This is a genomic window from Paenibacillus sp. JCM 18996 (assembly GCF_055392555.1).
In genome coordinates this window covers 1,316,595-1,338,185 of record NZ_AP043884.1, presented here as the reverse complement: position 1 = coordinate 1,338,185, position 21,591 = coordinate 1,316,595, and the positions used below count along the sequence as shown (strand labels likewise).

19 protein-coding genes are annotated in these 21,591 nt (G+C 51.4%); 14 read left to right on the top strand and 5 right to left on the bottom strand.

Annotation, left to right across the window (positions count from 1 at the left end):
* The first annotated feature begins 7 nt into the window (after positions 1 to 7).
* A complete protein-coding gene (locus ACZ5N7_RS06560; protein ID WP_464658316.1) occupies positions 8 to 1,456 on the top strand; it encodes a S41 family peptidase in 1,449 nt (482 codons plus the stop codon).
* A gap of 18 nt (positions 1,457 to 1,474) precedes the next feature.
* The gene (gene mutL, locus ACZ5N7_RS06555) at positions 1,475 to 3,592 is read left to right on the top strand and encodes a DNA mismatch repair endonuclease MutL (protein ID WP_464658315.1); all 2,118 of its coding nucleotides are present in this window, start codon (positions 1,475 to 1,477) and stop codon (positions 3,590 to 3,592) included.
* Positions 3,593 to 3,791: 199 nt separating this feature from the next.
* On the opposite strand, the gene ACZ5N7_RS06550 is transcribed toward mutL, so the two are convergent.
* The 3 genes from ACZ5N7_RS06550 to ACZ5N7_RS06540 form a co-directional block, all read right to left on the bottom strand.
* The gene (locus ACZ5N7_RS06550) at positions 3,792 to 4,679 is read right to left on the bottom strand and encodes an IS3 family transposase (RefSeq protein WP_464659169.1); all 888 of its coding nucleotides are present in this window, start codon (positions 4,677 to 4,679) and stop codon (positions 3,792 to 3,794) included.
* A 41-nt stretch (positions 4,680 to 4,720) separates the two neighbouring features.
* Positions 4,721 to 5,044: a transposase gene (locus ACZ5N7_RS06545; RefSeq protein ID WP_464656153.1), complete on the bottom strand. Its 324-nt coding sequence runs from the start codon at positions 5,042 to 5,044 to the stop codon at positions 4,721 to 4,723.
* A 1,112-nt stretch (positions 5,045 to 6,156) separates the two neighbouring features.
* On the bottom strand, positions 6,157 to 6,387 hold the full coding sequence (locus tag ACZ5N7_RS06540; protein ID WP_464658314.1) for an SNARE domain-containing protein: 231 nt from the start codon (positions 6,385 to 6,387) through the stop codon (positions 6,157 to 6,159).
* Between the two features lie 228 nt (positions 6,388 to 6,615).
* Between ACZ5N7_RS06540 and ACZ5N7_RS06535 the strand changes: the two genes are divergently transcribed.
* The 6 genes from ACZ5N7_RS06535 to ACZ5N7_RS06510 all read left to right on the top strand — a co-directional run bounded on the left by ACZ5N7_RS06535 (position 6,616) and on the right by ACZ5N7_RS06510 (position 13,128).
* Complete coding sequence (locus ACZ5N7_RS06535) at positions 6,616 to 7,389, top strand: class I SAM-dependent methyltransferase (protein WP_464658313.1); 774 nt, start codon at positions 6,616 to 6,618, stop codon at positions 7,387 to 7,389.
* Positions 7,389 to 8,342 (top strand): tRNA (adenosine(37)-N6)-dimethylallyltransferase MiaA, encoded by a 954-nt coding sequence (gene miaA / locus ACZ5N7_RS06530; protein ID WP_464658312.1) that lies wholly within the window; start codon positions 7,389 to 7,391, stop codon positions 8,340 to 8,342. The genes ACZ5N7_RS06535 and miaA overlap by 1 nt, the downstream gene beginning before the upstream one ends.
* A 78-nt stretch (positions 8,343 to 8,420) precedes the next feature.
* Positions 8,421 to 8,663 carry an RNA chaperone Hfq gene (hfq, locus tag ACZ5N7_RS06525; protein WP_464658311.1) on the top strand — a complete coding sequence of 81 codons (243 nt, stop codon included), beginning with the start codon at positions 8,421 to 8,423 and terminating at the stop codon, positions 8,661 to 8,663.
* A 226-nt stretch (positions 8,664 to 8,889) separates the two neighbouring features.
* Positions 8,890 to 11,646: a transglycosylase domain-containing protein gene (locus tag ACZ5N7_RS06520; RefSeq protein ID WP_464658310.1), complete on the top strand. Its 2,757-nt coding sequence runs from the start codon at positions 8,890 to 8,892 to the stop codon at positions 11,644 to 11,646.
* 77 nt (positions 11,647 to 11,723) lie between these two features.
* A complete protein-coding gene (locus ACZ5N7_RS06515) occupies positions 11,724 to 12,413 on the top strand; it encodes a peptidylprolyl isomerase (RefSeq protein ID WP_464659168.1) in 690 nt (229 codons plus the stop codon).
* A gap of 52 nt (positions 12,414 to 12,465) precedes the next feature.
* On the top strand, positions 12,466 to 13,128 hold the full coding sequence (locus ACZ5N7_RS06510; RefSeq protein WP_464658309.1) for an alpha/beta hydrolase: 663 nt from the start codon (positions 12,466 to 12,468) through the stop codon (positions 13,126 to 13,128).
* Between the two features lie 95 nt (positions 13,129 to 13,223).
* Here ACZ5N7_RS06510 and ACZ5N7_RS06505 read toward each other — a convergent pair whose 3' ends face one another.
* Entirely contained in the window at positions 13,224 to 14,093 is an 870-nt protein-coding gene (locus ACZ5N7_RS06505) for an SDR family oxidoreductase (RefSeq protein ID WP_464658308.1), read from the bottom strand.
* A 392-nt stretch (positions 14,094 to 14,485) separates the two neighbouring features.
* Here ACZ5N7_RS06505 and ACZ5N7_RS06500 point away from each other — a divergent pair, with 392 nt between their 5' ends.
* The 5 genes from ACZ5N7_RS06500 (at position 14,486) to glnA (ending at position 19,990) form a co-directional block, all read left to right on the top strand.
* Entirely contained in the window at positions 14,486 to 15,460 is a 975-nt protein-coding gene (locus ACZ5N7_RS06500) for an AAA family ATPase (RefSeq protein ID WP_464658307.1), read from the top strand.
* A gap of 58 nt (positions 15,461 to 15,518) precedes the next feature.
* Positions 15,519 to 16,802: a GTPase HflX gene (gene hflX / locus ACZ5N7_RS06495; protein ID WP_464658306.1), complete on the top strand. Its 1,284-nt coding sequence runs from the start codon at positions 15,519 to 15,521 to the stop codon at positions 16,800 to 16,802.
* Between the two features lie 57 nt (positions 16,803 to 16,859).
* Positions 16,860 to 18,080, top strand: coding sequence for a methionine gamma-lyase family protein (locus tag ACZ5N7_RS06490; RefSeq protein ID WP_464659166.1), 1,221 nt, complete (start codon positions 16,860 to 16,862; stop codon positions 18,078 to 18,080).
* An 81-nt stretch (positions 18,081 to 18,161) separates the two neighbouring features.
* Positions 18,162 to 18,572, top strand: a complete 411-nt coding sequence (locus ACZ5N7_RS06485; protein ID WP_464658305.1) for a MerR family transcriptional regulator — start codon at positions 18,162 to 18,164, stop codon at positions 18,570 to 18,572.
* Positions 18,573 to 18,661: 89 nt separating this feature from the next.
* Positions 18,662 to 19,990: a type I glutamate--ammonia ligase gene (glnA, locus tag ACZ5N7_RS06480; RefSeq protein ID WP_464658304.1), complete on the top strand. Its 1,329-nt coding sequence runs from the start codon at positions 18,662 to 18,664 to the stop codon at positions 19,988 to 19,990.
* 361 nt (positions 19,991 to 20,351) lie between these two features.
* Here the strand turns inward: glnA and lexA are convergent, their stop codons facing one another.
* On the bottom strand, positions 20,352 to 20,972 hold the full coding sequence (gene lexA, locus ACZ5N7_RS06475; protein WP_464658303.1) for a transcriptional repressor LexA: 621 nt from the start codon (positions 20,970 to 20,972) through the stop codon (positions 20,352 to 20,354).
* A gap of 148 nt (positions 20,973 to 21,120) precedes the next feature.
* Here lexA and ACZ5N7_RS06470 point away from each other — a divergent pair, with 148 nt between their 5' ends.
* Positions 21,121 to 21,585 (top strand): LysM peptidoglycan-binding domain-containing protein, encoded by a 465-nt coding sequence (locus ACZ5N7_RS06470; RefSeq protein ID WP_464658302.1) that lies wholly within the window; start codon positions 21,121 to 21,123, stop codon positions 21,583 to 21,585.
* The last annotated feature ends 6 nt before the right edge of the window (positions 21,586 to 21,591 follow it).

Below are 21,591 nucleotides of genomic sequence, written 5' to 3'. Positions count from 1 at the left end.
ACATCTCATGTTCGCCCGAAAAAACAATAAATTCAAGCTCGTTCTCGCAGCAGGCGCCGTTGCCCTTGCGATTTCTCCCTTTCATGCTTTTGCGGAAAGCAATGCGGCTTCAGTGAGCGATTTGCAGGAGGTGCTGCAGCTGTTGCAGACCAAGCATATAAGCGGAACGGCGAAGGAAGAGCTGGAAAAAAACGCCATCAACGGTATGATCCATTCCCTGAAGGATCCTTATACTTCCTATTATTCCAAAGATGAGCTTGCTTCCTTTACGTCGTCGTTGGAGAACGAGTTCGTGGGCATAGGCGTGCGGATGAGGCTGGTTGAAGAAGGGATGTATTTGAGCGAGGTCATGCCGGACACTCCTGCGTCCAAAGCGGGCCTGCAAAAAGGGGACCTGGTCACCGCACTGAACGGAGCCTCCCTGCAAGGGAAAAATGCCGGTGAACTCGCCCGCAGCATACAAGGTAAAGAAGGAGAGTCCGTTAAGCTGACGGTAAAGCGCGGTGCCGCCGTACTTGACTTCAATGTAACCCGGGCCAAGTTTCAGGTGCCTGCCGTCACCAGTAAATATTTTAAAGAGAGCGGTGTCGGGTATCTGCAGCTGACCGATTTTTCAAGCGCGTCGGGGGACCAGTTCGCCAATCTGCTGCAGGCCTTGAAAGCGCAAGGAATGAAGTCGCTGATCATCGATCTGCGGGATAATCCGGGCGGTTACGTCACTACAGCTGAGCAAATAGGCAAGCTTTTTATAAAAGAAGGGGCCTTCATACATACAAAAGACCGCGATAATGTCGATCATCCCGATATCATTGAGGGCGGAGCGACCCAGTCATTCCCTGTGGCCGTTCTGGTCAACGAAAACAGCGCAAGCGCGTCGGAAGCGTTAACCGGGGCCCTGCAGGATTACAATGCGGCAAAAGTGATCGGCACACGAACCTTCGGCAAAGGTGTGATGCAGTCGATCATCCCGCTCAGTTCAGGCGGAGCGCTTAGAGTCACCACTGACGAATATTTGACGCCAAAGCTGCGTAAGGTGGACAAGCTCGGCATTCAGCCGGATCTGGAGGTGCAGGGGGATCTGCCTCAGTGGCTGGCGGCTTTTCATACGCTCGGAGCTCCCGATCCGGAAGTGAAGCTGGGGGCGTATTCGGCACAGATCAACGGTGTGGACATCGATGTGCCGGGTTCGGTGCTCCGATCCGAGGGCAAGGTCTATGTGCCGACCCGAATCCTTGTTTCTGTGCTGGGCGGAACCGTGGTTTGGAACGGGGTGGACCAATCGCTGCAGGTTGCTGTGGACGGGCTAACGAATCAATTCAAGCTGTCGAACGGCGATTTTGTAATGAACAATGGGACCACCTACATCAACCCCGCTGTATTCGCCAAGCTGTACCCTCGGTTGTATTGGAAAGATTCGGCGGACGGGGTTGTCCTGACAACGCGCAAAGGGAAATAGCAGAAGGGGAAATGGCCTATGGGGAAAATACAAATACTGGATGATCATATTGCCAACCAGATCGCTGCGGGAGAAGTGGTGGAGCGCCCATCCTCGGTGGTGAAGGAGCTTGTGGAGAACTCGATCGACGCGCAGAGCACACGTATTGACGTGACGGTGGAAGAAGGCGGCCTGCAGCTGATCCGGGTGAGCGACAACGGTACCGGGATGGAAAGCGACGACTGCGAGCTGGCGTTCAGCCGCCATGCCACCAGCAAAATCGTCTCCGGCAGGGACTTGTTCCAGATCCGGACCTTGGGATTTCGCGGGGAGGCGCTGCCCAGTATTTCAGCGGTAGCCAAAGTGGAGTGCACGACCTCGGACCGCAGCGACGGTTTAGGGCGGAGGATCCTCATTGAAGGAGGCGCGGTCCAATCCTTCGGCGAGGCGGCCGCTTCGCGGGGCACGGACATTCAGGTGCGCGAGCTGTTCTTCAACACCCCCGCAAGGTTGAAATATATGAAAACGATCCAGACCGAACTGGGGCATATTTCGGACTATATGTACCGGCTCGCTTTGGCTCACCCGGGTATTTCATTTTCTTTAAGGCATAACGGCAATTTACTGTTTCAAACGTTGGGCAATGGTGATTTGCTGGGCGTTATCGCCGCGATCTACGGCACTTCCACCGCCAAGCAAATGGTCGCGGTCCAAGGGGAGCACCCCGACTATAAGCTGGCCGGGCACGTATCCAAACCGGAGCTTACGAGAGCCAACCGGAATGCGATGACTACGATCATCAACGGCAGATATATTCGAAGCTATCCGCTGAATTTGGCGATTGCGGGCGCTTTTCACACGTTGCTGCCGATCAACCGGCATCCGATCGCCGTTTTTCACATTGAGATGGATCCGGTGCTGGTCGACGTGAATGTTCATCCCGCTAAGCTTGAAGCCCGCTTCAGCAAGGAGCGTGAGCTCGTGCACTTTGTCGAGCAGCTTGTTCGTGAGGCTTTGGGGAAGCAGGTGCTGATCCCTCAGGGGGCGAAGCCGGTACCCAAAAGGCAGCTGGTCCAGGAGCAGATGGTGCTCTACCGGCCTGATGCGGGGGCGGCACCCTCTGAAGGCGGAGGAGCCACTGTCTCGACTGCCCGTGAGGGCAGCGGCTCTGAACATGCTCCGAGTGAGTCTGACGGTATCGAATCGAATAGTCACTCGCCTATTCACTCGCCCTCATCGACTGACGGTGCCGGATATGGGCGCACTTCCGCTCCGTCCGAAGCAAAAGGAGCGGAGTCCGGAGCGAAAGAAGCGGAGTTCGATGCGAACGGCACACCGGTGCCTGGTACCCGTCAACGTCAGGAGTCCGTTTCCTCGGGACCGGAGGGACTGCTTGCACGGGATTCTTATGGCGCCGCCATGAGCGAATCCGGCCGCCCATCAGCTTCTCCGCGCACGGACTCGGGCCGATTGACAGCCGAATACCAACGTGCTTCGGGAAGCCCGGCCGCAGTAAAGAAGTATATGGAGTACGCTGCTCCCGGGCAGTCGGGCCATGCTGCAGAGCTGCCCGCTTTCCCAAGGCTTTATCCGATTGGTCAGATGCATGGGACTTACCTTTTGGCCCAGAACGAAAACGGTCTGTATTTGATCGATCAGCATGCTGCGCATGAACGTATCAACTATGAATATTACTATGAACGATTCGGCCGCCCGGCGGACGCCAGTCAGGAGCTGCTCGTACCCATCACGCTGGAATTCACTCCCTCGGATTCGGAATGGCTGAAAGGTCAACTGAAGCTTTTTGAAGGCGTGGGAGTCTATATGGAGCACTTCGGCGGCAATACGTTCCTTGTCAGAGCACATCCGCACTGGTTTCCTTCGGGACTCGAGCAATCGATCGTGGAAGAAATGGCCGAATGGGTGCTGGCAGAGAAAAAGTCCGTCAATCTGGCAAAGCTGCGGGAGCAGTCTTCCGTCATGTGTTCGTGCAAGGCATCGATCAAAGCCAACCAGAACTTGAGCATGGCCGAAATGGAGTCATTGCTGGACAGGCTGGGCCAATGCAGCAACCCGTACACCTGCCCTCACGGCCGCCCGATTGTCGTGAGCTTCTCCACCTATGACCTGGAGAAAATGTTCAAGCGGGTCATGTAACATTCCGAACCGGCGCGCCGAGGGGCTCGGCTGGAAGCGGCTCAAACACCCGACAAGACGAACTGGAAAACGTCCAGCTAATCTTGCCCTGATGCGCTCTTTCGGATCCTTTTGCTGTAAAAGCGGCTAGGCCCCCTAAATCCGGAGTCCGCACCAATTAAAACCGTAGTTTATCAGAATAGCTCTATTTCTCGAGATTTTACAGGGCTTTGTGGAAGATCGAACGGTCTTCCAGTTGCATGACCCACTCTGAAAATTTAGCAGGCGGCATTCGTTTTAAGCTGCCGTGCATTTTTCGATTATTGTAAAAGTCCATGTAACGATCGATCTCGGCGTAAGCCTCCTCAAAGGACATGAAGTCCATCTTTGAAAAGAGGTCACGTTCCAGCAAGCTATGGAAGGATTCAATATATGCATTCATGTTTGGGGTTCGCGGCGGGATCCGCTCATGAACCATTTCGAGACTTTCACAAGTATCTCCGAAAAGTGTGCTGACGAATTGAGGCCCGTTGTCCGTGCGAATCACGGGTAGCGTTTCTCCCGCATGGATTCGCTTCTGTAGCGCTCGCCATAACGTTTGACAGGCATGTTTGGCTTCGCATACAGGACCTCTATAATAGTCGACGACGACACGGTCGAACACATCAATGATGCTGAGTACAAAAAAGAAGCGTTCACGACCAGGAACATAGCCGTATTTAATATCCATTTGCCACAGCTGGTTCGGTCCAGTCACTGTGCGGTTCTTAGGCAGTCTGCGAGGGTGCTTGGTGTGCTTCTCCCGCTGTTTCTGCAGGATACCGAGTTCCTTACAAAGTCGATAGGACTTCTTTTTATCCAGCACCAATGCGCGCTCATTTCGGAGAGATTGGGCGAGGAGCTTATACCCATACACATGTTCCTCGCCTTCTACAAGCTCCAAGAGCCATTCTTTAATCTGTTCATCGCTTATTTTCTTCCCTTCGGTTGTCAATGAATAACCGGGGCAGGGCCTACCTTTCTGGCCGTTAGACGCGTGAACTGTCTCTGTAGCCGCTCGCTTCCTCCGATCGTAGTAAGTTGACTCTGACAGACCTATGATTCGCAGAACTAGCGCTGCTTGTTCACCCCGCTTAATAAACCGGTCTGCTATTTCGTATTTTTCGGATAAGCGGGGTTCTTCTTTTTTAAGAGTTCACGCAGTATTTCAATCTCAAGCTCTTTTTCACCAAGAATTTTGACTGCTTTCTCATATTTCTCTTCGACCTCTTGAAGCCTTTTCAGCTCCTGAATTTGTTCATCAGTCGAAGGGATTTCGTCGGTACCCACTTGATCTCGGTACTCCCTAAGCCAGTTACGGATGGTCTCGGGATGAATCTCGTATTTTCTAGCTAATACCGCAATCTTGATCCCTGAGAGGGCCTCTCGAACGATCTTTAACCGAGTCTCTTCAAATACTTTTTTCGAACGCATTTTGTCCCGCCTCCCATTACCTTCAGTCTAATTTATTGGGGGCTCGGACTCCAGTTTAATTAGGGGGCCTAGGAGAAAGCTCCAGTTAATATTGTAAAAAACTTCTCCTGCAGGGGTCAAAGTGCCCAATTACATGGAGAAAATCACGTTAGAGCCGATATGTACATCTAAGAAAGCAGATTAGATGGAGCTTTTCCAGTTGCTTGATGCGTAACCGTATCCATTTCAATCTTTAGATCAACTATAATCTAAACTCAACAACGAATTGAAAAGACTTTCGACGGATGGACGACTTAACAATGAGTCGTTTTGGGGACTAACACCCGTCATACATAAAACAAAGTTCACGTTGATTTTTTGAGGGGAGGGAAACCGCTTCTTGAACATTTTGAAGTTATTAATCATGCCGAGGCTATCAGGTTTGTCGAGGAACTGGTTCGTCAAGAGGCTTCCCTAAGCGAGTTTATTATTAAGCAGCTTCACCGACTGTGTTGAAAAATATCAGGGAGCGGGAAGCGGGAACCTACCGCACCATGATGAAAACTAACTATTATAGCCCTAGACATACATGATTATACCTGTTAGAGGGACACTATCAGTAAAGCTTTTTGAACAAAAATAGTGCCGCGACGTTTTCGAGGATACTGCCGGTTTTTCAGCAAAAATGGAATGCCCGAAAATTTATGGCATACAGTTTTGTAGCGTGTATCCGTAAACCCGCGCCACGACTGGTTTTCCTAGCGACCGTCAACGGTCGGCAACATTTGACCCGAATGAAAGAGGGGACTGAAAGCAGCCTTATATTGAAGGCGGGCCAAAAACAGAACCTCAAGCAGGCTAACTTAACAATATTCCCAAACGTAATCGCTTTTATACCAAGGTCTAAAAAATAAATGGGCCTGGGCATCCTATTGTCAATTTTGACTAATCCTGCAACTTTCATAAAGACGAAAAGCGGACATACGTGCGTTATGATTTTCACAGAAAAAAAGGAGAAACTAAAGTCTCCGCTTAATATCCCTAATCTCTAAATCGGCTTCCACATACTTCAATGACAATGTTTCCAATATGCGTTCATGCCGTTCCTGATTATTATTAATCTCTTTCACGTCCTACTCTACTCTCCCAAGCCCTTCTTCTACTCGTTCAAGCGTTTCTTCTACTCGCTCAAGCCTCTTTTCAATTGCATCGACTTTGTGCGCTAAACTGGCAACCATCGTGACCAATTGACCAACCATTTGATGCGTTTGTTCAAGCAAATTTTCTTTATCCACACGCTTTACCATCCCACTTAAATATATCATTTTGAATATAATATTAATACAACGGTGTTCTAAAATCACACACAATTCCTCTAAGTCATCATTGGCTTTAACCGCATCTATGCAACATCTGTGTAACATTTGACCCTAATGAAAATAGGGACTGAACCTCCCGCACTGCGGAAAGTTGTTCCGCAATAAAGAATAAGCTATAATTTGAATATCTTTCCGCGGCGAACCTCTGAGAAAGAGCTTTCTCTTCTTTTGGAAGGTTTATTTTTTACCGCTGCTACAGAACAGGTGAAATCAATGCTTGTTACAACTACATACGACCCTGCCGAAGAAGCGGTGCGCACCGCCAAAGGGCTGGCTGTGGAGTTCTCCGCACGTTGGGTGCCCAGGCGCAGAATGTCTCTTCCCCAGTTAACCGAGAAATTTGGCGATGACGAATTCCTTGTCGTTTCCAAGGAAGGCTTGAAATGGATTCGAGGGGGACAGGCTCCTTTCTTTTTTCATCCCAGCACGGCGCAGGTGCGCGCCAAAAGATGGCTTCGCGGCGAAACCGACATTCTGCTGAAGGTGGCCGACGTGCAGCCAGGGGACCACGTGCTGGATTGTACGGCAGGGCTGGCTTCTGACGCGATCATATTCGCTTTGGGAGTCGGTGCTGAAGGCTCGGTTACCGCTATCGAGAGCCAGAGGATGCTGGCTTTTATCACAAGGGTAGGGCTTGCCGTATATAAATCGGACGTGCCGGAGCTGAACCGGGCGATGAGGGCTGTCCGGCTTGAGCATGCCGATCATTTGGAATATTTGAAGCGGCTGCCGGACCGGTCTGTCGATATTGTTTATCTGGATCCGATGTTCAGGCATCCGATAGAGGAATCGGCTGCCATTTCCGCGCTGCGGGGAGCAGCTAACAATCATCCGGTCCGGGAGGAAACGATCGGAGAAGCTAGACGGGTGGGACGGAAAACTATCGTGCTCAAAGAGCATCGGAACAGCAGGGAATTCGTCCGCCTCGGTTTTCGGGAGATCCACAAATCCGGAGCCAAAATTGCCTATGGAGTGATCAGACTGTAATGCGGCAACCACAGAAAAATAAACTGCTGGTCTTGATCGGGCCTACGGCGGTCGGCAAGACCAGACTCAGTTTATACATCGCTCAACGCTACGCTTGTGAAATTATTTCTGGCGATTCGATGCAGGTTTACCGGGGGATGGATATCGGTACAGCCAAAGCGTCCGAGGAAGAACGAGATTTGGTCCCGCATCATATGATCGATATACACGATCCGGATTTTCCTTATTCGGCAGCGGAATTCCAGAAGGAAGCCGGAAGGCTGATCGAGGAGATTTCTGCCAGGGGCAAGCTGCCTTTTGTCGTTGGCGGCACCGGACTGTATATCGAATCCTTATGCTATAATTTTACGTTTAACGAGACCGGCGCGGATGAGGCGTTTCGGGAAGAGCAGCGAATTTTCGCGGAAACGTACGGAGCGGAAGCGCTTCATGCCAAGCTCAGGGCAGTAGACCCGGAAATGGCGTCACGACTGCATCCCAACGACCAAAGAAGAATCATCCGGGCGCTTGAAGTCTATCATGTGACCGGAGAAACTTTGTCGGAGCAGCAAAAGGGACAAAAGAAGGAATCCCCCTACGAATTATGTATCATCGGGTTGACAATGGATAGAACTGTACTATATAAACGGATTGAGGAGAGAATCGATCAAATGCTGCATGAAGGCTTGGTCGATGAGGTGCGCCGCCTGCTTGCAGACGGTTACACCCGGGGGATGGTATCGATGCAGGCTTTGGGCTACAAGGAAATTGCCGCGTATCTACATGGGGAAATTACACTATCCGAAGCCATCGTCCTGCTAAAAAGAGACACCCGCCATTTTGCCAAAAGACAGCTCTCCTGGTTCCGCCATATGAAGGACATCGAATGGGTGGACGTAACGGAACAGGCAAAATTTGACGAGCAATTGCGAGAAATCAATGGTATAATAACAAGAAAGCTTATGTTCCATTAAGGGCGGTTTTCCGTTGAGCCGCATAGGCGAAGCAAGCCTTTAAGTCATTCGTTTTCTAATTTATAGGGGGACCCAGGGATGAATAAATCGATCAATATTCAAGACAACTTTCTGAACCAGCTGCGCAAGGACAGCGTCCCGGTTACGGTTTACTTGACGAACGGTTTTCAAATTAAAGGGGTAATCCGGGCGTTTGACAATTTCACGATTGTCATTGACAGCGAGGGCAAGCAGCAGATGGTTTACAAGCACGCTATTTCTACTTTCACACCGCAAAGAGCGGTTTCCCTAATGAATAACGAAAACCAACCGGAAGCATGACCCAAAAAAATCACATCTGGTTTCAGCATAAATTTTTCAGTTTACAAGAGTATATGGCAGAAGGAGCAACCCATGGACATGAGGTTGTTCTTTTGCTTAGTGGTAAATAATATTTTTTCCGAACAGACCGAAGAGTATCAATGATGTGCTTGAACTTGTCATCGCTTCAGGGCTTGCGTCAGAGGGCAATTACAAGGCAAATAGAGAGAAGTAAGGGGTCGGTAGAATGGGAACGAGCAAGGAGAAAAACGCACCTGGGAAAAAGAAGAAATCCGGCTTCAAAAAGTTTATGGCATGGGTCCTTGTCGCCGGCTTGTTAGCGGTTGTCTGCGCATTGGGATTTTATATCTGGATTATTTATAACGGCCAAAGAATGCTGAACGCAAGCTTGAACGACAATAAATTCGATTTGGCGGAATCATCCCATATCTATGACAGCTCGGACAAGCCTCAGGAGATTTACACCCTTGCCAGAGAGAACCGCCAGATAGTAACCGGCGATCAAATTCCAAAGAGGCTGAAAGACGCTTTTATCGCTACGGAGGACCGCAGGTTTAACGAGCACGCAGGAGTCGACTTCTATGCCATTGGCCGCGCGATTTATAAAGACGTAGTCGAACGCCGCGCCGCGGAAGGAGCAAGTACAATCACGCAGCAGCTCGCCAAGAACGTGATCGTCGGATCGGATAAAACGATTTTCCGTAAAGCGAACGAGGCGGCGGTAGCTGTAGCACTGGAGAACCAATATACGAAAGATCAGATTCTGGAGCTGTATTTGAACCGGATTTTGTTCGGAGGCAACGCTTACGGCGTGAAAACAGCTTCCATGCGTTATTTCGGAAAAGACGACCTTAACAAGCTGGAGCTGTGGGAAATTGCTACGTTGGCGGCTTTGCCTAAAGCGCCGAATACGTACTCCCCCCTTACCAACCCGGAGAAATCCAAGGAGCGCCGCGGGGTTGTGCTTCAGCTTATGAAAGACCAGGGATATATTACCGAAGCCGACAGGGCAGCCGCCGCCGCGGTGGATTATGTTCCGCCGAAGCAAGCGGCCACCGGGGTAAAGAAAGATTTTGCAAGCTATGCCGATTATGTAGTGAAAGAAGCCGCGGATATGTACAACATCGATGAGGATGAGCTGCTGCGCGGAGGCTACAAGATTTACACGTCTATCGATATCAACGCACAAAAAATTCTGGAGCAGGCATATGCCAATCCGAAGTTTTTCCAAGAGGATGCACCGGATGGGGTCAAAATGCAGAGCTCTACCGTTATCGTCAATAACAAAGACGGCGGTATTGTGGCGATGATCGGCGGACGTGACTACAAAACAAAGGATATGAACCGCGCCGTGGTTGGCCAGCAGCCGGGTTCGTCTTTCAAGCCGATTGTCGATTACGCGCCTGCTTTGGAATCCGGGAAATTTAATCCGTACAGCAAGCTTCCCGACGACCCGAGCATTTCCTTCGGAGATTACAAGCCGCGCAACTGGGACGGCAAATACCGCGGGGAGGTCACGATGTTTGACGCGCTTAAATATTCGATCAATGTGCCCGCAGTATGGACTCTGAATGAAGTAGGGATTACGAAAGGAATGAAAATGGCTGCGGATATGGGCATCCCGCTCGATCCGGCCAAAGACCGCAACCTGGCGATTGCGCTGGGCGGTTTGACGGGTGGCGCGTCTCCGCTTCAAATGGCCCAAGCCTATTCGGCTTTCCCGAACAACGGCGTAATGTATAAAGCCCATGCGATCTTGCGTATTGTAGACTCGAAGGGCCGCGAACAGGTCGCTTTCAAGCAGGACAAAAAGCAGGTCATGAGCGCCAAGACCGCATATTACAGCACCTTTATGATGCAAGGTGTCGTGGAGCCTGGCGGACTGGGCTCAGCCGCAAGGTTTAACCGCCCTGTGGCCGGTAAAACCGGAACGACGCAGCTTACGATTCAAGGCTTAGAAAAATACAATAAGGACGCCTGGTTTGTAGGTTATACGCCGGAATGGACGGCGGCTACATGGATGGGATTCGACAAGACCGATTCCAAGCACTATGTGAGAACGGGCAGCGACAAAACGGCGGCCCTCTTCAGGGAATATATGTCCAAATCGCTGGATGGCGTTCCGATTACCGATTTCAAACGACCGCCGGGTGTTCCGGACTTGAACGCGCCGGATATGAATACGCCCAAAGGCATTGGAGACTTGTCTGCGCATTATGCGAGAGATAGCCGCTCCGTGAAGCTGGACTGGTCTCCCATAGGTCAGAATACGATTTATCAGGTGTTCAGGAAAGACTCCAAATCACCGGACTTTGTTCAGATCACCTCTTCTGCCACTCCGACCGCCACTGACTTGTCCGTAATCACGGGCGAGACTTATCAATATTATGTGGTTCCGGTTAATCGCGATACGAATGAAACAGGGGACCGTTCGAACGTGGCATCCTTGACGATTCCGCAGGATCAGTTGCCGGCGCCGGGAACTGATCAGAATCAGAAGCCGGGAGGGCAGACCGGAGGAGGAACGCAGCCGGGAGGGCAGACCGGAGGAGGAACGCAGCCGGGAGGGCAAACCGGAGGATCGACGCAGCCGGGAGGGCAGACCGGAGGAGGAGCGCAGCCGGGAGGCCAAACCGGAGGATCGACGCAGCCGGGAGGCCAGACCGGAGGAGGAACGCAGCCGGGAGGGCAGACCGGAGGAGGATCGACGCAGCCGGGAGGGCAGACCGGAGGAGGATCGACGCAGCCGGGAGGGCAGCCCGGAGGACCGACGCAGCCGGGAGGGCAGCCCGGAGGACCGACGCAGCCGGGAGGCCAAACCGGAGGAGCAACGCAGCCGGGAGGCCAAACCGGAGGAGCAACGCAGCCGGGAGGCCAAACCGGAGGAGCAACGCAGCCGGGAGGCCAGCCCGGAGGATCGACGCAGCAGCCTAAACCGGTGCAGCAAGGCGGAGGAAATCCTCTACCTGTGCCTGGACAATAAAACAGATCAGCTCGGGGGAAAGGTTCCTCGGGCTGTATCAATTTCTTTTTCGGAGATGACAACTATAAATGAAGCAAATGAAAATGATGAAACTTTTGATTCCAGTACTAAGTTTATTGCTGCTTCTTGCGGCTTGCGGCACGAAACCAGCGGATAATTCGAATGCTTCAGGAGGCCAAACGCCTAAACAGGATAGCAATCAGAATCCTGCTCTGGCAGAACAAAATAAGGCGAAACCCTGGAAAACTCCGCCTGCCATGTCGATTGATCCTAACAAGAAGTACAAGGCGGTCGTTGCTACCTCCAAAGGAACCTTCAGCATGGAGCTGTTCGCCAAAGAAGCACCCAAGACGGTAAATAATTTTGTTTTCCTGGCTAAAGAAGGGTTTTACAACGATATCGTGTTCCACCGGATTATTAAATCGTTCATGATCCAAACGGGAGATCCAAAAGGAAACGGCTCGGGAGGCCCCGGATATACTTTTGAGGATGAATTGAAAACTCCCTACAAATACGAGCCAGGCATTGTCGCCATGGCTAACTCGGGCAAGAATACGAACGGAAGCCAGTTTTTCATTTGCACCGGAGACGACAGCAAGAATCTGAACCGAAAGCCGGATTATACGATCTTCGGCAAAATTGTTGACGGAATGGATACCGTTCAGGCTATCGCAAGCACACCGGTCGCGCAGGGCGGCGAGTCTGTACCCAGCAAACCCATAGAAAAGGTAACGATACAATCTATTTCCATACAAGAATCGCAATAAGCGTGGTTTCCACGCTTTTTTCCTACTTTATATTATGCCGGGGTGAGCGCTTATGAAGAAATTCCCTTGCTTGCTGCTGCACGGTTTTACCGGCGGGCCCTTCGAGGTTGAACCTTTAGCCGATTATTTGCGTCATGCAGGATGGGAATGCATCGTGCCAACACTGCCCGGCCACGGCGGAGACCTGTCCAGGCTGCGGGGCGTAAAATGGGGAGAATGGCTGGATTGTGCAGTCATGGAAGCCGAAAAACTGACAGAGCAGTACGGAGGGTTTAATTTAGTCGGATTCTCCATGGGCGGGCTGATTTCAGCCTATTTGGCCAACCGGTATCCTGTCAAAAGGCTGGTGTTGCTTAGCACCGCTGTCGTCTTCTTCAGCCCGGGACGTCTGGCGAAGGATATCAGGTACAGGATCAGTCAGAGGGATTGGAGAACACTCCGTAAAAAAACTATCACTCCGATCGGCTCCGCTCTGCAGTTTGTGAAGCTTGCCTTGAATTTAATCCCCCAGGTTTCTCAGATTCAGGTTCCCACGCTCATCGTGCAAGGACAAATGGATGAAGTGGTGCATCCGGTGAGCGCCGCTTACATATACAATAACTTGCAGGGTCAGAAGGAACTGCACTATTTGCCAAGATCCAAACACATGGTCTGTTTGGGGGAAGAGACGGAAGAGCTGTTTGGAAGGATCGGAAGCTTCCTGGAAATGGAATAAGAGGCGCCACAAAATAACCTGACGAAAAACCGCTGAATCGGTGCGGTTCCATCAGGTTTTTTGTTAGGGTACAGAAAACGTTACTTGGCAGGCGGTTAACCGTTGATGATTTGTCCGCCGTTGATATGCAGTATTTGGCCTGACATATAAGAAGAGTCGTCGCAGGCCAGGAATACATAGGCGGGGGCAAGCTCCTCCGGCTGTCCCGGGCGTTTCATCGGTGTGTCGGAGCCGAATTTCGCCACCTGTTCTTCCGTGAATGTCGACGGAATGAGCGGCGTCCAAATTGGTCCGGGAGCCACACCGTTTACACGGATGCCTTGTTCGACCAGCTGCTGCGACAGGGAACGGGTAAAGGACACGATCGCTCCTTTAGTGGAGGAGTAATCGACTAGCATCGGATTGCCTTTGTAGGCTGTGATCGACGCGGTATTTATGATGGCGCTGCCTTTTTTCAGGTGGGGCAGGGCGGCTTTGGTCAAGTGGAACATTGCGAAAATATTGGTGCGGAACGTCCGCTCCAGCTGTTCGGCGCTGATGTCTTCCAAGCTTTTTTGCGGATGCTGCTCGGCCGCGTTGTTGACCAGGATATGCAGGCCTCCCAGTTCCTGGACCGTCTGCTCCACCGCCTGCTTGCAGAAAGTTTCCTCACCGATATCGCCTGAAATGAGCAGGCATCTTCTGCCCTCCTGCTCCACCTGCTGCTTCGTTTCCTCGGCGTCTTTGTTCTCATTCAGGTAGACGATGGCGATATCGGCGCCTTCTTTGGCGTATGCAACGGCTACCGCGCGGCCAATCCCGCTGTCTCCTCCGGTGATCAGGGCCACTTTTTGCTGTAATTTACCTGCAGGCTTATAAGCTCTGTCTTCGAATTCGGGCTGGGGATGCATTTGCGATTCAATCCCTGGCTGCCGGTTTTGATGCTGCGGGGGATTGGTCTGTTCATTGCTGGAACTATTCGACATGTTCAATTCCTCCTTAGGCATAAGTCGCTTAAATATACTCTCCTTACGCGGTAAATCTATGCGATGTCCATCTATTTGTTACCCTTCATGCTACCCGTTTAAACAATAACTGTAGACGAGCCGGCAGGAAATAACGATAATAAAAGGATCATGGACCATTGGTCGTTTCACGGGAGGGAGATTGGATCTTATGGAGGAAAATGTCCGGCATTACGAAGCATTCAGCCCCAAAGCCGGAAAGGGCAATCCTGCCGGACTCGTGCTAAACGGGGAAGATTACACTGAACAGCAGATACAGCAATTCGCATATGAAGTGGCGCCGCAAAAATATAATTCACCCTCTTCTGGGCTCCTGCGTATATTGATATCACCTTACAGTGAGGTGAGAAGCAATGAACGAAGTTGTGATGACCGACAGCGCCAATGCGTTAAAAAGATCCAGGCAAATTAATATCGTGCTGCGAAACGGAGAACCGGCAGGTTCGGCCGCTGCCGGTCCAGCATCAATAGGCGCGGGGAGAGCTTTTGCAGAGCAGGGTGCTTTAGGGGAGATACTCAAAGAGCTTGACCGTATGATCGGTTTGGATAACGTCAAGGACCTAGTCTACGAGATTTACGCACTTCTGCAGATCGGTCAATTCCGTGAGGATGCGGGGCTTCAGACTAACACGCAAGTATATCATATGGTGTTCAAAGGCAATCCGGGAACCGGCAAAACCACCGTTGCGCGCATCATGGGGAAGCTGTTCCAGACGATGGGCGTGCTGAGCAAAGGCCATTTGATAGAAGTGGAACGGGCGGATCTGGTAGGGGAATATATCGGGCACACGGCCTTGAAAACCCGCGAACTCGTGAAAAAAGCGATCGGCGGCATTCTTTTCATCGATGAAGCTTACAGCCTGGCCCGCGGCGGGGAAAAGGATTTCGGCAAAGAAGCGATCGACACGCTGGTCAAAGCGATGGAGGACAACAAAAACCAGTTTATTCTTATTTTGGCCGGTTACTCTGAGGAGATGGAATATTTTCTCTCGATGAATCCGGGCATGCCTTCCCGTTTTCCCATCCAGATCGATTTTCCCGATTACACTGTGGACCAGCTGATGCAGATCGCCGGATTGATGCTAAAGGACCGTGAATACACCTTCAGCCCGCTGACCGAGCAAAAGCTGCGCCTTCACCTGATGAGCGAGAAAGACGAGGCGTACTGCTTCAGCAACGCGCGTTATGTGAGAAATATCATCGAGAAGTCGATGCGGGCCCAAGCCGTGCGGCTGTTGAATTTGCGCGTCACTCCGAGCCGCCAGGATTTAATGACGATCCGTCCGGAGGACATGAAATTTGAAAAAAGACCCTCATTTGATAGATAATAGGGGTGAGGTTCGTTCAGAAAGATCAATAACGATCAGACCTTACAGGAGATGTGCCATGAGACCGAATTCACATGAAGTGCAGAAAGAAAGCAATGACCGCGCCATTCTGATTAGTTTGGTCACGCAGGAAGATAAGCGAAAAGCCTCCCAGCTGGAATATTCACTGGATGAGCTTGTCCAATTGGCCGAGACCGCGGGGGTAACGGTGCTGACCACGATTACTCAGAACCGGGAAACGGCGGATTCCAAATGGTTTATCGGCAAAGGCAAAGTCCAGGAGCTCAAAGCGTTGATCGACGAGCTCGACGCGAACACGGCCATATTCGATCAGGAGCTGTCCGGAGCCCAGGTGCGCAATCTGGAAGAAGCTTTGGATGTGAAAATTATTGACCGGACGCAGTTGATTCTGGACATATTCGCCGGAAGGGCCAAAACACGGGAGGGGATCATCCAGGTTGAGCTGGCCCAGCACAGCTACCTGCTGCCCCGCTTGTCCGGCCATGGGAAAAACCTGTCGAGGCTGGGAGGGGGCATCGGCACAAGAGGTCCCGGGGAAAGCAAGCTCGAGACGGACCGCCGCCATATCCGCAACCGGATCAGCGATTTGAAGCGGCAGCTGGAAGAGGTCGTCAAGCACCGCAATCTTCACAGGGAACGCAGAAAGAAATCGGGCATATTCCAGGTGGCGCTGGTCGGATACACGAATGCGGGCAAGTCCACGCTGCTTAAACAGCTGACCGACGCGGACGTCTATATCGAGAACCAGCTGTTTGCCACATTGGATCCCACCTCACGCAGCATGCAGCTTCCGAGCGGCAAAGAGATCGTTCTGACCGATACGGTCGGCTTCATCCAGAACCTTCCCCACGATCTCGTGGCCTCGTTCCGCGCTACATTGGAAGAGGTGCTTGAAGCGGATCTGGTGCTGCTGGTAGTGGACAGCTCTTCTCCGATGAAAGAGGAACAGATGAAGGTGGTGCACGAGGTGCTGGAAGAGTTGGGGGCCGACGATAAGGAGAAAATTACGGTTTTCAACAAAATCGACCTGATTTCTCCCGGACAGTCGGACATGCTTTATACAGACGGGCTGTTTCTCAAAATTTCCGCTTATTCCGATTCGGATTTGGAGAAGCTGAAGGAATTTATCCAGGATAAGCTGATGGGCGGCACGAAGACATTCCGTATTCCAGCCGACAAAGGCGACGCCATCTCGGTGGTGTACCGGGTCGGGGACGTGCTGGAAAGCGGAGTGGACGGAGAAGAGATGGTGTTTAAAGTCCGCATTGACAAGCAGGATTATGAAAAGGCCGGTCATTTAATCGAGCCGTTTGAACAGTGACCGTGTAAAGACAGAGGAGTGTAGGATGTATTGTTTAGCGAACGCATTACGGCGCTGATGGAAACTTCTGAGACGCTGATTGAACCAAGATTGAAAGACATTGACCGGATCGTAGACCATAATCAATGGAAGGTGATACGCGCTTTTCAGAAGCATAAAGTAAGCGATTACCACTTTGGCGGCTCGACAGGCTATGGTTATAACGACAGAGGCCGGGAAGTACTCGACCTTGTGTATGCGGAAGTGTTCGGCGCAGAAGCGGCTTTGGTCAGGCCGCACTTTGTATCGGGCACGCATACGATAGGTACGGCGCTGTTCGGGTTGCTTAGGCCGGGAGACGGGCTGCTGTACATAACGGGCAAACCGTATGATACGCTGCATAAAGTGATCGGGAAGCCGGGAGACGGTACTGGTTCGCTCCAGGATTGGGGAATCGCCTACGACGAGGCGGCACTGCTGCCGGACGGCAAGCCGGATTGGGAAGGCATCCGCGCCAAGCTGACGCCGCGCACCAAGGTGGTTGGCATTCAGCGCTCGCGGGGGTATGACTGGAGGCCTTCCTTTACGGTGCGGGAAATAGGCGAAATGGCCGCTTTTGTCAAAAGCCTCAGTCCGGACGTGGTGGTGTTCGTTGACAACTGCTACGGAGAATTCACTGAAACGATGGAGCCCACCGAAGCAGGGGTCGATCTCATCGCCGGATCGCTGATTAAAAATCCTGGCGGAGGCTTGGCAGCCACGGGAGGTTATATCGCCGGCAAGCGAGATGCTGTGGAGCTGGCGTCTTACCGGCTGACCGCGCCGGGCATCGGCGGGGAAGTAGGCGCGATGCTGGGAACGGCAAGATCGATCTACCAGGGGTTGTTCCTCGCTCCGCATTTGGTCGGACAGGCGGTGAAAGGGTCTGTTTTTGCAGCCGCCATGTTCGAGCAGCTGGGCTTTACGACCCGCCCGCATTGGAACGGCGAAAGGACTGATTTGATACAAGCTGTCCAATTTACCTGTGCGGAGCATTTGATCGCTTTTGTGCAAGGAATCCAGCAGGCGGCCGCGGTCGATTCGCATGTCGTGCCTGAGCCATGGGACATGCCAGGATATGAGCATCCGGTGATCATGGCTGCGGGAACGTTCATTCAGGGAGGCAGCCTGGAGCTGTCCGCCGACGCCCCGATTCGGGAGCCTTATATCGCATACATGCAGGGAGGTCTAACTTACTCCCACTGTAAGCTCGGTGTTTTATCGGCCATTCAGAATATGATAAACAACCAATTACTGTAATCAAACCTTACACAGATTGACACTTTTATGTCGTTCCGGATACAATAGAGAGTAGATTGACATTGTACAGGAGTGATGGTCATGACTGATGAGATCAGGCGCAATATGGCATTGTTTCCAATCGGCATCGTAATGAAGCTTACAGACTTGACGGCAAGGCAGATCCGCTATTATGAGCAGCATGAGCTGGTCATTCCGGCAAGAACGTCCGGCAACCAGCGGCTGTATTCGTTCAACGACGTCCAGAGATTGCTTGAAATCAAGGATTTGATCGAAAAAGGGGTCAATATCGCCGGGATTAAACAGGTTCTTCTGCCGGTGTCCAAAGATTCCGAGGACGCAACGATCATAACGGAGCAAACCGAAGTCAAGCGTAAGGAATTGTCCGAAACCCAGCTGCACAAGATGTTGAAACAGCAGCTGATGGGAGACAGGCGCCCGGGTCAGGTATCGATTATCCAGGGAGAGCTCAGCCGATTTTTTAAGCGTTAAAATTTCGGTCAAGTCTGTTATGATTAGGTAATGGTATCTTGCTTATTTAGGCGATTGTTATTTTCTAATAGTGCTAGGAGGAGAAGCTAATGGGTTACACAAAAGAAGACATTCTCAAGGCCGCCAAAGAACAGAACGTGAGGTTTATCCGGCTGCAGTTCACGGATTTGCTGGGTACGATCAAGAACGTGGAAATTCCGCTCAGCCAGCTGGAGAAAGCTCTGGACAACAAGATGATGTTCGACGGTTCATCCATCGAGGGGTATGTCCGCATCGAAGAGTCGGATATGTACTTGTATCCCGATTTGGACAGCTGGGTCGTGTTCCCTTGGGTGACGGAAGACCGTGTGGCAAGACTTATCTGCGACATTTACCTTCCGGACGGCCGCCCGTTTCCAGGTGACCCGCGCGGTATTCTGAAGCGTGCGCTTAAGGAAGCTGAGGATATGGGCTATACGGCTATGAATGTGGGTCCGGAGCCGGAATTTTTCTTGTTCAAAACAGACGAGAAAGGCAATCCTACCACGGAATTGAACGACCAAGGCGGATATTTCGACCTGGCGCCGACGGATCTGGGCGAAAACTGCCGCCGAGAGATTGTGCTGACTCTGGAGGAAATGGGCTTTGAGATCGAAGCCTCCCACCATGAGGTGGCACCGGGCCAGCATGAGATCGATTTTAAATACGCAGACGCCGTTAAGGCGGCTGACCAGATTCAAACCTTCAAGCTCGTTGTAAAGACGATTGCAAGGCAGCACGGGCTGCACGCTTCCTTTATGCCAAAACCGCTGTACGGAGTGAACGGGTCAGGCATGCACTGCCATCAGTCCTTGTTCATTGACGGTGAGAACGCGTTTTACGACGAGAAAGACAAGCTCGGCTTAAGCACAACGGCAAGACAGTATATGGCGGGAATTCTGAAGCACGCTAGAGCGTTTGCGGCAGTGACCAACCCAACGGTTAATTCGTATAAGCGACTGGTGCCAGGTTACGAGGCTCCTTGTTATGTGGCGTGGTCGGCGAGCAACCGCAGTCCGATGATCCGTATTCCGGCCTCCCGCGGATTGAGCACACGTATCGAAGTGCGTAATCCGGATCCCGCCGCAAACCCTTATCTGGCACTTGCCGTTATGCTGAGGGCCGGATTGGACGGCATTCAGCATAAAATGCAGCTGCCTGCTCCAACGGACCGCAATATCTACGTCATGACGGACGACGAGCGGGAAGATCAAGGTATTCCAAGCCTGCCGCTTGACCTGAAGGTTGCGCTTGATGAATTGATCCGCGACGAGGTCATCTGCGATGCACTGGGCGAGCATGCTCTCACGCATTTGTATGAATTGAAGGAAATCGAATGGGATATGTATCGCACCCAGGTCCATCAATGGGAACGAGATCAATACATGAGCTTGTACTAAAATAGAGGGCAAGAAGCCTGTCAGCCGATTCCGGTTGGCGGGCTTTTTTAAAGACTCTCATGCTGCTTAGGCAGCACTAATGAAAATAGTGTCAAAAGTACTGCTAACACCGCGGCTATTTCTTACTGACGGCTATAGGTTTAATTAGTCTATTTGAAGTGTAGCGCATTCAAAGGGCGAATGTGCCTATGTAAACAGTGCCGCCCCGGTTCAAATGCTGTTTTCGAGAGTATAGAGGATTTGTCTTATGAATATAAAGAGCCTGTCGGCAGCGAACGGAATTCTTGGTTAAAAGGAATCCGCCTGAGACAGGCTCTGATGATAGTTATGAAAATATAGACTGGCGGGAAGCTTGCGAGAATTAGTAAATGTCGCGGAATAATCCGATGACCTTGCCAAGAATGGTGATATTATGAAGCAGAATCGGTGCCATGGTGGAGTTCTCAGGCTGAAGCCGTATGTAATCCTTCTCTTTGTAGAATCTTTTGACGGTGGCTTCATCCTCTTCCGTCATGGCAACCACGATATCCCCATTGTTCGCGGTCTGCTGCTGCCTTACGATAACATAGTCGCCGTTGTGGATTCCGGCCTCGATCATACTGTCTCCGATAATGGAAAGCATGAACACGTTATAGTCGCCCACATAATGGCTTGGAAGCGGGAAATAATCCTCGATGTTCTCGGTAGCGGTAATGGGAACGCCAGCCGTAACTTTACCGATAAGCGGAACGCGGACAACCGACAGATCGAAATGAACATTGGCCTCCTCTTCGCCGAGGATTTCAATTGCTCTTGGCTTGGTGGCGTCTCTGCGGATAAGCCCTTTCTTCTCCAGCCTTTCCAAATGTCCGTGCACGGTGGAAGAAGAGGCCAGTCCGACAGCTTCCCCGATCTCTCTAACGGAAGGTGGATATCCTTTCTCCCTGACCTCGTTCTTGATAAATTCCAGTATTGCTTGCTGGCGGCTTGATATCCTGCTCAAATTCGATCACTCCATTTATGGTAATAATTACTTTGAAGTATAACACAGAACCGGAGTTCGTACAAACATAAGTTCGAGAAAAAAGGTTGACTCAAACACACGTTCGTGTTAAATTGATAACAGAACAAATGTTTGGGAGGTCATTACTATGGCAAATACATACGGTTATATGAGTTATAATCCTTCGGCTTCGTCAGCAGGCATACCGACTGTAGATAGAATTTTAGATGCCGGTCCCCACGGTTCTACTAATAAGAAGATGAAAGAAGACAGCACGAGATCCCGCGTGAATAAGGCAGACAGCAATAGAGTGTTCGTAAAAATATTCCGTTACCTTTTTATGCTCGCGATTTTATCCGCTGCTTTTGGGTTTGGGGCGCTTGTCCATGCGTATGCCGGCGGTTCCGCCAGCAGCAATATTTACGCATCGACGCTGAGCGCTGCGGATCACACAAAGCGCACTGAAGTAAGGCCGGGGGATACGTTGTGGAGCATAGCCAGAGCGAACGTTACGGACAGGCAGGATATCCGCGACTATATCTCCGAAATCAGGAAGTTGAACGGGTTGAAGAGCACCGTATTGAAAGAGGGCCAAACGCTTCTACTGCCGTGATCGTTG